This is a genomic window from Burkholderia sp. WP9, from assembly GCF_900104795.1.
In the GTDB taxonomy this organism is placed as follows: Bacteria; Pseudomonadota; Gammaproteobacteria; order Burkholderiales; family Burkholderiaceae; genus Paraburkholderia.
Window position 1 is genome coordinate 2,714,618 of sequence record NZ_FNTG01000002.1, and the last position, 12,771, is coordinate 2,727,388.

At 62.3% G+C, this 12,771-nt stretch carries 10 protein-coding genes and 1 pseudogene; 4 read left to right on the forward strand and 7 right to left on the reverse strand.

What is annotated here, in order from left to right:
- Positions 1–1,003 precede the first annotated feature (1,003 nt).
- The gene (locus tag BLW71_RS33215; RefSeq protein WP_143048415.1) at positions 1,004–3,256 is read left to right on the forward strand and encodes a hypothetical protein; all 2,253 of its coding nucleotides are present in this window, start codon (positions 1,004–1,006) and stop codon (positions 3,254–3,256) included.
- A gap of 196 nt (positions 3,257–3,452) precedes the next feature.
- Here the strand turns inward: BLW71_RS33215 and BLW71_RS33220 are convergent, their stop codons facing one another.
- Positions 3,453–4,244 (reverse strand): hypothetical protein, encoded by a 792-nt coding sequence (locus tag BLW71_RS33220; RefSeq protein WP_091809179.1) that lies wholly within the window; start codon positions 4,242–4,244, stop codon positions 3,453–3,455.
- A gap of 127 nt (positions 4,245–4,371) precedes the next feature.
- Positions 4,372–4,641: pseudogene (locus BLW71_RS33225) on the reverse strand (MerR family transcriptional regulator); the annotation flags it as partial.
- A gap of 79 nt (positions 4,642–4,720) precedes the next feature.
- On the opposite strand from BLW71_RS33225, the gene BLW71_RS33230 reads away from it, so the two are divergent.
- From BLW71_RS33230 to BLW71_RS33240, 3 genes are all read left to right on the forward strand, one after another.
- Positions 4,721–5,395 (forward strand): HAD family hydrolase, encoded by a 675-nt coding sequence (locus BLW71_RS33230; RefSeq protein WP_091807190.1) that lies wholly within the window; start codon positions 4,721–4,723, stop codon positions 5,393–5,395.
- A gap of 331 nt (positions 5,396–5,726) precedes the next feature.
- Entirely contained in the window at positions 5,727–6,689 is a 963-nt protein-coding gene (locus BLW71_RS33235) for a response regulator (protein WP_091807192.1), read from the forward strand.
- Between the two features lie 23 nt (positions 6,690–6,712).
- On the forward strand, positions 6,713–8,149 hold the full coding sequence (locus tag BLW71_RS33240; RefSeq protein WP_091807194.1) for a sensor histidine kinase: 1,437 nt from the start codon (positions 6,713–6,715) through the stop codon (positions 8,147–8,149).
- Here BLW71_RS33240 and BLW71_RS33245 read toward each other — a convergent pair.
- From BLW71_RS33245 to BLW71_RS33265, 5 genes are all read right to left on the reverse strand, one after another.
- Positions 8,140–9,105, reverse strand: coding sequence for an alpha/beta hydrolase (locus tag BLW71_RS33245; protein WP_091807196.1), 966 nt, complete (start codon positions 9,103–9,105; stop codon positions 8,140–8,142). The genes BLW71_RS33240 and BLW71_RS33245 overlap by 10 nt on opposite strands.
- Complete coding sequence (locus tag BLW71_RS33250; RefSeq protein ID WP_091807198.1) at positions 9,098–9,607, reverse strand: thioesterase family protein; 510 nt, start codon at positions 9,605–9,607, stop codon at positions 9,098–9,100. Before BLW71_RS33250 ends, BLW71_RS33245 begins: the two co-directional genes overlap by 8 nt.
- A gap of 88 nt (positions 9,608–9,695) precedes the next feature.
- Positions 9,696–10,661 carry an L-carnitine dehydrogenase gene (locus BLW71_RS33255; RefSeq protein WP_091807201.1) on the reverse strand — a complete coding sequence of 322 codons (966 nt, stop codon included), beginning with the start codon at positions 10,659–10,661 and terminating at the stop codon, positions 9,696–9,698.
- A 76-nt stretch (positions 10,662–10,737) separates the two neighbouring features.
- On the reverse strand, positions 10,738–11,667 hold the full coding sequence (cdhC, locus tag BLW71_RS33260; RefSeq protein ID WP_091807203.1) for a 3-dehydrocarnitine:acetyl-CoA trimethylamine transferase CdhC: 930 nt from the start codon (positions 11,665–11,667) through the stop codon (positions 10,738–10,740).
- Between the two features lie 41 nt (positions 11,668–11,708).
- On the reverse strand, positions 11,709–12,665 hold the full coding sequence (locus tag BLW71_RS33265; RefSeq protein ID WP_091807205.1) for a choline ABC transporter substrate-binding protein: 957 nt from the start codon (positions 12,663–12,665) through the stop codon (positions 11,709–11,711).
- Positions 12,666–12,771 lie beyond the last annotated feature (106 nt).

Below are 12,771 nucleotides of genomic sequence, written 5' to 3' on the forward strand. Positions count from 1 at the left end.
GTTTCGAAAATCTCTGCCCGGATCGTCTCGTAGTTCCTTGCTCTTATCACTTATCGCCCTCGAACCACGGCACGTTACGCGGATGAAACGTTTATAATTCGTCTGCCAAAAAGTTCTGTAACTAATACCGGGCATGCGGTCGAACACCGTTTTTCCTGTAACAGTTACGGTAGTGGTTGCCGCGCGTCGACGGACTGATTTTTGTACGCGAAGCGTGCTGGTGGAACGCTGCGCGCACTTCGATTTCGACAGCACGCTGTCGCTCGCCGACATTGAGGCGAAGGTGGCAGACCCGCACGGATCAATTGTTTTTTGGTTCCGAACCCGACTCGCAAGACGAGGACACACCTCGATCGCTGCCGAGACAACGGGTTCACGTCAATAATGGACAGTCAACGGTATACGAAAAGAAACTGGGTTGATTATTCGTCATCCTAAGTGTCTAGGTTGTGCGTGTTGGTACGAGTTTTTGTTTGTCAACCATGAGGTGCGCCGGCCTGTCAGCGCGAGCCTCGGCAGATGTTCCAGTTGCTTCGGCGGCCTGCATGACCCCCTTGTGGCGTTTTCCCGGTCGGGTGACCGGCGTAGCGCTTTGCGTCGCTCAGGAAAACGCTAGATTTTTTCACGCAAGCGGTGCGTGCGGTTTGATTTTGGTGCGTGTCGCGTTCGATCCACTGTGTCGAAAATCCATGCGTAGTAGCGGGTAGCGGCTTGTCGAGGGATTACTTCTCGACAGCATAGTAAGCATAACGTAATAAATAGAAGTTGGGCCGACTTTGGTTGCAATGTTGATCGCGCCGCTATTTGGCGCTGGTCAGCCTGCGCACGGCGAGTAGGTCCGCCACGAATAGCAGTACATCAAAGCTTTAGCTTCATCAGCAATGAACGCGGTCGGCGCGTTCTCAGGTTCACCTCTCTCTGTACTCAATAACGCCAAAGCGGGACGACTGATCGATCTTGCTGAATCCTCGGGGAAAACCTGCTTTTAGCGAACTTACGGACAATGACGAGATACTTGAAACTATTGGGCGTTGCATCGGCAACAGTGTTGGCATCGTTTGCGGCGGAAAGCGCGCAGGCGCAGGCAAGCACCATCACGGTCTCGGGACAGCAATACAAGTTGTGCGCCCAGGAGAATGGCAACTGCTCTTTCCTCGGAACGGCCTCGGTGGTGTTTGGTGCGGTTCCGCCCAACGCGCCGTCGGTGATGTTGACCGCGCCGCATACGTTCAGCAATGGCGTTGGCTGCTATGTCGGCGCAGTGTCGCAGACCGACCCGGCCTACGGCTACGGCAAGTCATGCTGGATTAAGGCGGCCGCTGCAACACCGACGCCGACTCCCACGCCTACCCCGACGCCGACGCCGACGCCGACCCCGACCCCGACGCCGACGCCGACCCCGACGCCGGCGGCCACCCCGACCCCGACTCCGACGCCCACCCCGACGCCCACCCCGACGCCGACGCCCACCCCGAGCAGTGCGACCATGTCGTGCAGCACGCCGACGCAAACGTCCGGCGGTACCGCGAACGGCGTGATCAGCGCCGATACGCCGACCACCGACGGCCTGCGCGTGTTCCAGAACAACGCCTCGTTCAAGCTGGCAATTACGACGAACGCCCCGAGCGCGGACACCGTCGTCTGGTCCGTCGCGGATTCGACCGGCGCGATCAAGACGCAAGGAAGTTTTGCAGTCAAGGCAGGCGTGCAAACCAGTACGATTCCGTGTACGTCGACGTGGTCCGGCTATGCGGCGCTCACCGCGACCTTGCGTTCGAACGGTGGCACGTTGCCGCGAAGCGGTACCCGTCCGGTCGGCATCGCCACGTTCGGTGTGTTGCCGAATCTGAGCTCGGCACTGGGCACCGTGACGTACGCGCATCAGGATCAGCACCGCTTCGGCATGCAGGGCTTTAACGGCAACATCGCCGCGCTGCACGCGCTGGGCATTTCGTGGACGATCGACGACCGTCAGGTATCGGCGATGGAACCCAACGGTCCCAACACGTACACGCCGAACGTGAATGACCTCGATCCGTTCTACAAGGCCAATCCGGATCAGATGCGTATCGTGCGTCTCGATGGTCTGCCGGCGTGGGACTCGAAGACCGGCCAGTTCAACGACAGCTACTATGCGCCGTCGAACATGGCTGAGTTTCAGACCTACATGGGCAAGGTTGGCACCGACACCAGCCTGATCCGCGCTGCCAATTACCCAAATCAGCAGAAGAACTACTATCAGGTAACGTGGGAGCCGAGCCTCGGCTGGGCCGATAGTGACGCGAATTTCGTTGCCATGTACAAGGCCGCCTACCAGGGCATTCACTCGACCGATCCGAATGCGGTCGTGATGGGCACCGGCAATCCGTTCGCCTCGAATTGCGACACTTGCACAACCGGTTATCTGCAGAAGTTCGGCGCACTCGGCCTGTGGAATTACATCGATGCAGTCGCAACGCATGGCTACTGGAATGCGGGTACGTATCCGTCGCATCCGCCTGAATTGCAGGACTCGGATCCGGATCCGGCGAACCAGGCCAACGCGCTCGACAACCAGATGACGCAACTGCGCTCGGTCATGCAGGCAGGCAAGCCGAACATGAAGCTCTTCTTCACCGAAGCCGGCGTGAGCTACGATCCGGGCCTCAACTACGGTCCCAACGTTCCTTCGCAGAACCAGTTGTTCGCGCATGCGGCAGTCGGCGTGCGGGCACACATCATCGTGCTGGGTGGCGGCGCGCAGGTCACGACGCTTTTCTACGGTCCTGACTACCCGGGCGAAGTGGGCTACGGCTCGTTCTTCGATCTGAATGACGCACAAGGCGCGTTCGGTGCGACGAACCTGTCGCCGAAGCCTGAAGCGATGGCCTTCGCGACGATGACGCGGGTTCTCGACGGCACGAACACGCTGGGCCGGATCAAGGGCGCACCTTCAGGTGTCTTTGCCTATGCGTTCCAGCAACTGGGGAACGGCAAGGTCGTGACGGCGGCGTGGACGCACAGCAACGCACAATGGCCGGCGAGCAACGGCGCGTATAGCCAGACCTATTCGACCAGCTATTCGCTCCAGGTCGACAATGCCGGCACGTCGGGCAACGTGACGAAGATCGATGGTTACGGCAATGTCAGCACGGTCGCCTACACCAACGGTCAGGTCGCGCTGACGCTCACCGAGGTGCCGCAGTACATCGTGTCGAACAACGCGACGGTCGCCAAGGCCAACTCGACCGTTCCGCTCGGGTACACGGGCCAGTAAATGACCCGATAAGCAGTCGGACAAGCAGTCCGACTAGCAGTCCAATAAGCGCGGAAAACGATCGACGCGCCGCCGATGTAAATGGCGGCGCGTCGATTGCGCTTTGGAATACGAAAACCAGCACCCTGTGCAGCGCTGACGCATTCGCGGAAGCCGATCACACTCGCGGTACTCCAGCCCACTGCGCGAGCGGCGCTTACTGCTCCGCGTTCAGAACCTCGACACCCTTATCCGTAAAGAAGGCAAGCCCGGCCCCGAGCATTGCGTACTGGCCTTTGATCACCGGCATATCGTGCGGAGCCGCGTCGCGTAACGCCGCAAGATACTTGGGCGTGAATATACGATGCCAGTTGGCGGATAGCTGATTCGCCGAACCGATCATCTCGTGGTGCGCTGCGCCCCAATTCACCCGCAACGGAAAGTGAACGAAACGCGCGGCCTGCTTCGGATCGCCCTTCAGCGCGGCGAAATAGAAACCTTGAGCGCGCGCTTCGAATGCATGGTCCGATTCGTCGGTGATCATGCTGTACAGGCGACCCGCATTCGTGTCCGCGGATGACATACTTTCGAGGGCGAGCTTGACCGGCAAAGTCTTTCCGCCGCCAGTCCAGGTGCCGGCAAGGCCGACGCTATTGGGAAAATCAAGCGGCTGGCCGCCGTTCGAACCATTGCCCACAAAATGCAGCGTGAACGCGCCGTTCGCTTCCTGTAACGTCAGCGTGCCGCCGGATTGCTGACCGGTCAGCGCAATGTCCTTCAGGTAGCGGTAGTAGAAGTAATGTCCTTCGCCGAAATCTTTTCCATGCAGAGCGAGCGTCATGCCCACCTTCGCTTCGCCGACGGTGCCGGAATACGCAACCCGGGTCATGTCTTCAGTCTGCGCGCAGGCGGAGTGATTGACGCTGGTCGAAATCGTCAGTAGGGCGGCAAGCATCGCAATCGTGCGTTGCCGGCTCAGGCCATGAAGGCGCAATCGAAGTGTGTTCATGCAACGTCCCGTGAGCAGAAGTCGCGAGGCTAGCATGAACATGAAATGGCCTCGCTGATGGATCGCTTCAGTGTGAAGCACCGAATCTCCCGGTCGGCCAATACCGGCCGGAAGCCGGCACGCAGTATCAAAGCGGCTGCGCGACGTTCGCCATTGGCTCGCGGATGAACGCAAGCAGAGACTCGCCCGCCCATGTGCCGGCCATTAGTGCCGGCTCCGTTTGCAGCGCATGCCGAAACCTCGCCTGGGTGCGCGGATCATCGCCCGCGTAGCTCCTGAAGAGTTCGAGCCAGCGACGCGCCAGTTCGCGTGCTTGCGATGACCGTGGCCCGACGCCCGCGTCGATCGCATCGCGCACCTCGGCCATGAGTTGCGGCCATTCCATTGCGCGCTTGCCGTTTCAGGCGCGGATTCTTGCGACCTGCCAAACCGGGGCATGGCATATTGGTGGCCGTGGTCACCAACAGGAGCTCACCATGCGAATCCAGACGTCTTTCCTCTTCGATCTCGACGGAACGCTGGTCGACAGCGTCTATCAGCATGTTCTGGCGTGGAAAGAAGCGCTCGACAGCGAAGGGATTCCTTTGTCGGTATGGCGGATTCACCGCAAGATCGGCATGAGCGGCGGCCTCTTCACCCATCAGCTTCTGCGGGAAACCCACGGCGAAATCAGTGCAGAACGGGTAGAGAGCCTGCGTCGTGCGCACGCCGCCGCCTATCAGCGACTGCGGGCGCAGGTGTGCCCGCTGCCGGGCGCGCGGGCGTTGCTCGACGCGCTCACGCAAGCCGGAACGCCGTGGGCCGTGGCGACCAGTGGCCGCATGGAGACGGCGGCGCTCAATCTGGAGGCGCTGGGTGTCGATCCCGCGAAGGCGGTGGTCGTTACGCGCGACGACGTCAAATATGCAAAACCGGATCCGGATCTGTTCATCGCCGCGGCTGAGCGGCTCGGCGTGCCGGTCGAAAACACGGTGGTGGTCGGGGACAGCATCTGGGACATGCTCGCGGCGCGGCGCTGCCGCGCTCTGGGCGTGGGCCTGTTGTCGGGCGGATACGGCACGGAGGAACTCGAACGCGCCGGTGCGCTGCGGGTGTACGACGACCCCGCCGATCTGCTGGAGCATCTGGACGAGGTCGCGTCGCGGCCGTAGCGGCCGGCTCCATCGCGCGGATTTTTCCGGTCACGCGTCGCCGCTGCCGTTGGTACTATATAGTTCAGGGGAATACGAAGTTTGCGGACCAGCATGAGAGAATCCGCCCTATGAGCGGGTAAGAGGCACGCCGGCGTGTTCCATATGCGAACACACGGAAAACCTGTAGCGGCAAAGTGCGGGGCGGGCGTGCAGGCAGTGGTCGAAGCGTCGGCCGCTCTCCAATCTGGGGGCGCCACGCCGCGACACGGCTTACGGACTCGCCTTGTCTTCCGGCGGCTGGCCTGCCGCGGCCATTCTCCGGAGGCGGCGCGACGAACCACGTGAAAATATGAACAACTTTATCCGACCACCTGTTCTGTACCCGTCAACGGTTGTTTTCGTGGATGACAACGACGGCTACCTGGACGCCCTGCGGCGTTTCTTTCCCGATATCACCACGAATCTGTTTTTTACGCGGCCTCAAACCGCGCTCGCCTTCATCCGTCAGCATGCTCGCGAAAATTCGCTGGAGTTTGCGCCGGCGTCGGCCTGTGTGAGCGAGACGGGCTTCGAGCGCTACGTGGAAAGCTCGGCGGAGCGGGACATTCTGGCGCGCGGCGCACGCTTTTCGGAAGTGGCGGCGGTGGTCGTGGATTTCGACATGCCGGGCATGAGCGGCGTCGAATTTCTCTCGGCCATCTCCAATCTGCGCTGCGCGAAAGTGCTGTTGACCGGTGTGGCGGACGAAACCGTCGCGGTCAAGGCCTTTAACGCCGGAATCGTCGATTTATACCTGAGAAAGACGGATATCGATTCCGCAAACCGGCTGGCCAACTTCCTGAAAGATGCAAAAAACAGGCATTGTTCAGAAGGCGGCTGGCTGGCGTTGGGCGATAGCGGCATGACGTACTGCGATCCGCGTACGCGCAAAGTCATCGACGAACTGGTGGCCGCGCATAACATCGTCGAATACTATTGGCGCCCGGAACAGGATGCCATTCTGATGTTCGACCGCGCCGGAAACCCGAGCGTTTTCGTTGCATGGGCCGAGAACGACTGGATCTCACAGGGCGAAATCGTGGCGGACGAGGACGGCCCGGCCGACCTGCTGAAACAGATGGCGGTGCGCGAGGTGATGCCGGTATTCTGGCCGAATCTGGCCTACCGTTCCGGCATGAACTTCAGGACGCTGACGCCGCAGCCCGTTCCGGGCTGGGGCGACGTGTTCTACTGCTGGTCCCCGATCGATTCAGCCGACGTTGGCATGAACCTCGTAACTTTCGCGCAATGGCGGAATGAGCGGAATCGCTAAATCCGGCCGACACGTTGAGCCACATGTACGCAATTCCGACAGCCTTCGTGTCCGCGATGTTCGTGGTGTTCGGCCTGTACGTACTGATTACGCAGGGGGCGACGCGGCTATTCACGCCGTTTATCCTGATGTGCGCGGCGACGTTCGCCTGGCAAGGCACCTGGACACTGCTGTTCCAGACCGACAACCCGCAGACCGCGGAAATGCTGGTCCGGTGCGGCTATCTCTTCATTCTCTTTCTACCCACCACGTTCTATCACTTCGTCACGGAGGTGGTGGCGCAGCGCCGTGAGCGGCCAATACTGCTCGCGTCGTACGGCCTGTGCTTCGTCCTTGCGATACTGCTTCCCGGCAACGAAGTGGTGGCCGGCTATCAGCGCTTCTTCTTCGGCTTCTATCCGGTCGCCGGGCCGCTGCATCCGTTGCATGTCGTGCAGACCGTGTTGCTGGCCGTGCGCAGTGGGCAGCTTCTGCTCGCCGCGCGCCGCAAGGCCGAGGGGCACGCGCGCAGACGCCTCGACTTGTGCCTGGCGAGCCTTTGCCTGTACTCGTTTGCAGCGGTGGATTACGCGGTCAACTACGGCTACGGGTTTTATCCACCGGGCGTCCTGTTCATCGGCCTCAGCCTCGCGCTGCTGGCGATCACCATCGTCCGCTATCACCTGATTCACCCCTATGCCGTTGCGGCGACCATCGCGCACGAGATATCGACGCCGCTCGCGACCATCGGCATGCACGCCGACGAGATCGCCAGCGTGTGGTCTCACGTGTTCAACGGCTACCGGATGGCGGTCACGCACGGGATTTACGATGACCATGACCCATCCGGACAAACCGAGCGCATCGGCCAGCTGGCGACGGCAATCCGGCGCGAAGTCTCGGGAACCAGCGCGATGGTTGAGATGGCGCTCGCGTCCTACACGCTCGATCGCCTGGACCGCAGCGGTTTCAGCCGGCATTCGGTGCGGCAATGTGTGATGTCGGCGCTGGAACGGTATCCGTTTCACAGCGGCGAGCGGGCACGCGTCACGGTGACGCCCATCGATCCCGCCATGGCGTTCTCGGGTTCGGATACGGTGGTGGTCTTCGTGCTGTTCAACCTGCTGAAAAACGCGTTGCATGCGATCCGCCTGGGCGGCGATGGTCAGATCACGATCAGCGCCGCTCAGGATCAGGACTTTTGCGTGCTGCAATTCCGTGACACCGGGCCGGGCATTTCACCCGATGTTCTGCCCTATATCTTCGACGCTTTTTTCACGACCAAACGTCACGGCAGCGGCGCGGGGATGGGGCTCGCGTTCTGCCGTCGCGCAACGGAGCTTCTGGGCGGGAGTATCGAGTGCAGTTCGATAAGCGCCACGCATACCACCTTCACGGTGCGGTTGCCGGCGCCGAATACGCCCGCGGACCGTGCGCTGCGCAAGGCGCCGAGCCGCTCGCCGCGCGAACCTCAGCGCTGACCGGCAGAAGACGCCGGTGCCGCGTGCGCGCGTAGAAAACGGCACACCTCCGCGTGCAAGCTCTGCACGCCTGGGCTGGATTCAATAGCGCGCCAGCATCCGTGGACGAGTCCGGCGCCGATCCACAGCTGCGCTTCTCCACCGGCTGCATGGATACGCTCCGCAAACACGCGCGCGTCATCTCTCAACGGATCGTGTTCGACGCCGATCGCGAGCGTCGGCGGCAGGCTGTCGAAGCGTGTCGCGTCGAGCGGGATGGTCCACGCGGGGTACGGCGGGTGTGCGCCCCAATAAAAATCGCGGAATGCGTGAACATCCGCCAGCTTGAGCATGGGCGCATGCGCTTCGGTTTCACGCGCGGGCGGCTGAGGGTCGGTGCCGAGCATCGGATAGACCAGCGCAAGGCCACGCAGGCCCACAATGCCGTCATCGCGCAGGCGCATCGCCACACTGGCCGCGAGCGTGGCGCCGGCGCTGTCGCCGGCCAGTTGCAGCGTGGCGCCGGACTGTAAATCGAACGGTAAGCGTCCTGCCAAAGCGGCGAGCGTGGCCTCCAGGCAATCGTCGTGCGCGGCTGGGGCGCGGTGTTCGGGCGCGAGCCGGTAGTCGACCGCGATCACGTCAAGACCGGTGTCCGCGGCGATGCGCGCCGTCATGACCTGATGGCTGTCGAGCGAGCCGAGTACGAAGCCTCCGCCGTGAAAGTACAGCACGGTGCCAGGCGGCGTTTCGCGCCGGCTTGCGCGGTTGCGGTACAGCCGCAGCGCGATCGAATGGCCCGCGCGGGATTGGAACGCGGCGTCCTGGGTCGCGACGTTATCGGGCAGCGCGGGCGTGAACGCCGCCGCGTACCGGTCGTAGATCTGGCGCTGCTCGGACGGCGTCAGCGAAGTCGAATGCCCTGAATAAATCGCAGCGGTTCTTTCGATAAACGCGGCAATCTCTGGCTCAAGCATGTTCAATCCCGCTGGGTTTCGTGGCGGCGGGCAAGCCGATCACGCGGCCGGCAAACCTGGCCGGTGGCATCGCGGCATGCGTGTCGGCCAAGGCGCGAACGTGCGCGGCGACATTCGGATCGAACGCGGCGGCGCGCGGCCCGCCGGTATCGACATGCAGCAACATCTGCTCGCCCGCGGCCACCGGGTCGACCCCGTCGCCGGCAAACATCTCCAGGTAGAGATGCAGGCGCTTGGCATCGTGGCCGAGCACCCGCATGTCGACGCGCACCTGCGCGCCTTCCTTGATCTCATGCAGATAGTTGATGTGCGCTTCGAGCGTGTAGATCGAGCGCCGGCGCTCTTTGCGCACTGCGTCCGGCAAACCGATCAGGTCGATCAGCGCGTCGGTCGCGAAGCTGAAAATCAGCATATAGAACGCGTCGCGCAAATGGCCGTTGTAATCGACCCATTCGGCCCGCACCGTATCGCGATAGCAGGGCAGGGCAGCAGGTTGCGGCATCGGCAGTCCTCTTTGTGTTTTGTATCAAAGGCGTCGGTTGTGGGCGAACGTAGTGCTGCTCACGGCTCACGCCTCGCATTTCGAGGCATCAATCGGCCGGCAGCAAGCCATGCCGTGCCTTCGCCTCCGCAATCGCCGTCAGCACACTTGTAATGCAATCGTCGCGGTAACGTTCCAGCTGCTTGATCGACCGCGGGCCGACCTGTTCAGCCGTGCCGTCCACGACCCGGTCGATCAGTTCATCCGTCAGCTTCGGCGCGACCAGTTTAGTCCACGGTAACTCCAGCGCCGGTCCGAACTGCTGCATGAAGTGGCGCATGCCCGCATCGCCGCCCGCCAGCGTGTAGGTGAGGAACGTGCCCATGAACGACCAGCGGATGCCCGCGCCGAAACGGATCGCGTCGTCGATTTCGCCGGTGGTCGCAACGCCTTCGTTGACCAGATGCAAGGCCTCGCGCCACAGCGCTTCGAGCAGGCGGTCAGCGATGAAACCGGGCACTTCCTTGCGGACCCGCAGCGGCCGCATCGAAAGAGCACGATACACCTGTTGCGCGGCGTCGAGGGTTTCCGGAGCGGTGCGTTCGCCGCCCACCACTTCGACGAGCGGCAACAGATACACCGGATTGAACGGATGGCCGACAATGCAACGCTGCGGGCTCACCGCACGCGCATAAAAGTCGCTCGGCAGAAGACCCGACGTCGACGAAGCGATGATCGCATCCGGCTTTGCCGCACGGCTGATCTGTTCATGCAGCGCGAGCTTCAATGCCTCGCGCTCCGGCGCGCTTTCCTGAATGAAGTCCGCCTGCCCGACGCAGGCTTCGATCGTGTCGACGAAGCGCAGTCGCTCCGGCGACGCGCCCGCTGCCAATCCCACGCGCTGCAGCGCCGGCCAGGCGTTCGCGATGTTCTCGCGCAATTGCTTCTCAGCGCCCGGCGCCGGGTCCCACGCGAGAACATCGAGCCCGTGCGCGAGCGCGCGCGCCACCCAGCCGCTGCCGATCACGCCCACGCCGATTGCCGCGAATGTTTTGATATCGACGATCACTGCCATTGCTGACGTTTCCTTTGCCTGTGTGTTATCTGATTGCGATACGCGCCGCCGTGCCGGCAACGCGCGTGGCGCACGATCACGCGTACTGTCCCGCCGCGCGCCGCTCCAATTGGCGTTCGCCACGCGCGGGCAGGCCCAGCTTGCGGCGCCCTTCGGCGGGCGACAGCGCGCGCGCGCCGAGCCGTTCGATGATTTCCACCGCACGTTGCACCAGCGTGCCATTCGTTGCGGGCACACCTTTGTCGAGCCAGATGTTGTCTTCGAGGCCGACGCGCACGTGGCCGCCGAGCAGCATGGCCTGCGCGACCATCGGCATCTGCATGCGGCCAATGCCGAAGCCGGCCCATTGCGCGCCGGGCGGCAGGTTATCGGCCATGGCTTTCATGGTCGTGGTGTCGGCGGGCGCGCCCCAGGGAATGCCGAGGCAAATCTGAAACAGCGGCGGCGCGTCGAGCAAGCCTTCCTTGAGTAATTGCTTTGCGAACCACAAATGGCCCGTATCGAAGATCTCCAGTTCCGGCTTCACGCCGAGTTCCTGGATGCGCTGCGCGCCGGCTCGCAATTGCGCGGGTGTGGATACATAGATGTAGTCGCCGTCGCCGAAATTGAGCGTGCCGCAATCGAGCGTGCAGATTTCCGGCAGCAACTCCTCGACATGCGCGAGGCGCGTCATGCCGCCGACCAGATCGGTGCCCGCGCCGAAGCGCATCGGGTCTTCGCCTGGGCCGATCTCCAGATCGCCGCCCATGCCGGCCGTCAAGTTGATGATCACGTCCGTGCCCGAAGAGCGAATGCGGTCGACCACCTCGCGATACAGCTGCGGATCGCGGCTGCCGCGTCCGGTCTTCGGATCGCGCACGTGGCAGTGTGCGACGGTGGCGCCGGCCTTGGCGGCTTCAATGGCGGCCTCGGCAATCTGTTTCGGCGTGACGGGAATGGCCGGATGCTTGCCGACGGTATCGCCTGCGCCGGTGACCGCGCAGGTCACGATGACTTCATGATTCATGCGTGCTAGTTCCTGTGGATTGAAATGCGCGACTGTCGGGATCAAAGCCCCAGATAAGCCTTGACCGCGGGCAAGCCGTCCTTGCCGTCGTAGGTTTTGACGCCGGCAAGCCATGCGTCGAGTACTTGCGGGTTTTTCTTCAGATAGGCTTTGGCAGCGTCGGCCGGTTTTTCCTTGTTCATGACCGATTGCATGACCACGTTTTCGAGCTGCGTCGAAAAGCGCAGATTGCTCACGAGCTTGCCCGCGTTCGGGCAACGCGTCAGAAAGTCGGGGGACGTCAGTGTATAAACACGTGCTTCTCCGTCGTTGGGACCGAACACGCCGTCGCTGCCGGTGAGGTATTTCATGTCGATCTGGATGTTCATCGGATGAGGTTCCCAGCCGAGAAAGACCACCCACTTTTTCTCGCGGATCGCACGATCGACCGAAACGAGCATGCCCGCTTCGCTCGATTCGATCAGCTTGAAGCCGCCGAGGCCGAACTGATTGTTGGCGATCATTTTCTGGATCGCCGCATTCGCGCTGCTGCCGGGCTCGATGCCGTAGATCTTGCCGTCGAGCTGCTCACGGTGTTTGGCAATGTCGGCGAAGGTTTTCAGGCCCGCGTCGTATTCGTAGCTCGGCACGGCGAACGTGGCTTTGGCGCCCGTCAGATTGGGCGGCTGCAGCACCTGGATCGATTTCGAATCGACGAACGGCGCGATCGCCTTTTCCTGCACCGGCCACCAGTAGCCGAGCGACACGTCGAGCTGTTTGCTCTTCAGGCCTGCAAACGAGATGGGCACCGAGGCGACGGTCGTCACCGGCTGATAGCCGAGCCCTTCGAACACGGTCGAAGCAAGCGCGGTGGTCGAAGTGATGTCGGTCCAGCCGATGTCGGCAAAATGCACCGCGCGGCAGGCGGCCGGATCCTGCGCGAAGGCCGGCAGCGCGGTAACGGCCGCGGCCGCGAGGCATACAAAATGGGCAAGCACGGCTTTGATGCGTAACTTCATGATGTTCCCTCTTCTGACACGTTCAACAGCGTGTTTCGAACCGGGCCGCGCCTGAGCAGATGAAACCTGGCGAAGCGGCCCCCGGACATGCGATACGGCCTGTGTG

Bases quoted from the DNA above. Each gene is read 5' to 3' on its own strand.
- BLW71_RS33215 (WP_143048415.1), top strand. From the start codon at position 1,004: ATGACGAGATACTTGAAACTATTGGGCGTTGCATCGGCAACAGTGTTG.
- BLW71_RS33220 (WP_091809179.1), bottom strand. From the start codon at position 4,244: ATGAACACACTTCGATTGCGCCTTCATGGCCTGAGCCGGCAACGCACG.
- BLW71_RS33230 (WP_091807190.1), top strand. From the start codon at position 4,721: ATGCGAATCCAGACGTCTTTCCTCTTCGATCTCGACGGAACGCTGGTC.
- BLW71_RS33235 (WP_091807192.1), top strand. From the start codon at position 5,727: ATGAACAACTTTATCCGACCACCTGTTCTGTACCCGTCAACGGTTGTT.
- BLW71_RS33240 (WP_091807194.1), top strand. From the start codon at position 6,713: ATGTACGCAATTCCGACAGCCTTCGTGTCCGCGATGTTCGTGGTGTTC.
- BLW71_RS33245 (WP_091807196.1), bottom strand. From the start codon at position 9,105: ATGCTTGAGCCAGAGATTGCCGCGTTTATCGAAAGAACCGCTGCGATT.
- BLW71_RS33250 (WP_091807198.1), bottom strand. From the start codon at position 9,607: ATGCCGCAACCTGCTGCCCTGCCCTGCTATCGCGATACGGTGCGGGCC.
- BLW71_RS33255 (WP_091807201.1), bottom strand. From the start codon at position 10,661: ATGGCAGTGATCGTCGATATCAAAACATTCGCGGCAATCGGCGTGGGC.
- cdhC (WP_091807203.1), bottom strand. From the start codon at position 11,667: ATGAATCATGAAGTCATCGTGACCTGCGCGGTCACCGGCGCAGGCGAT.
- BLW71_RS33265 (WP_091807205.1), bottom strand. From the start codon at position 12,665: ATGAAGTTACGCATCAAAGCCGTGCTTGCCCATTTTGTATGCCTCGCG.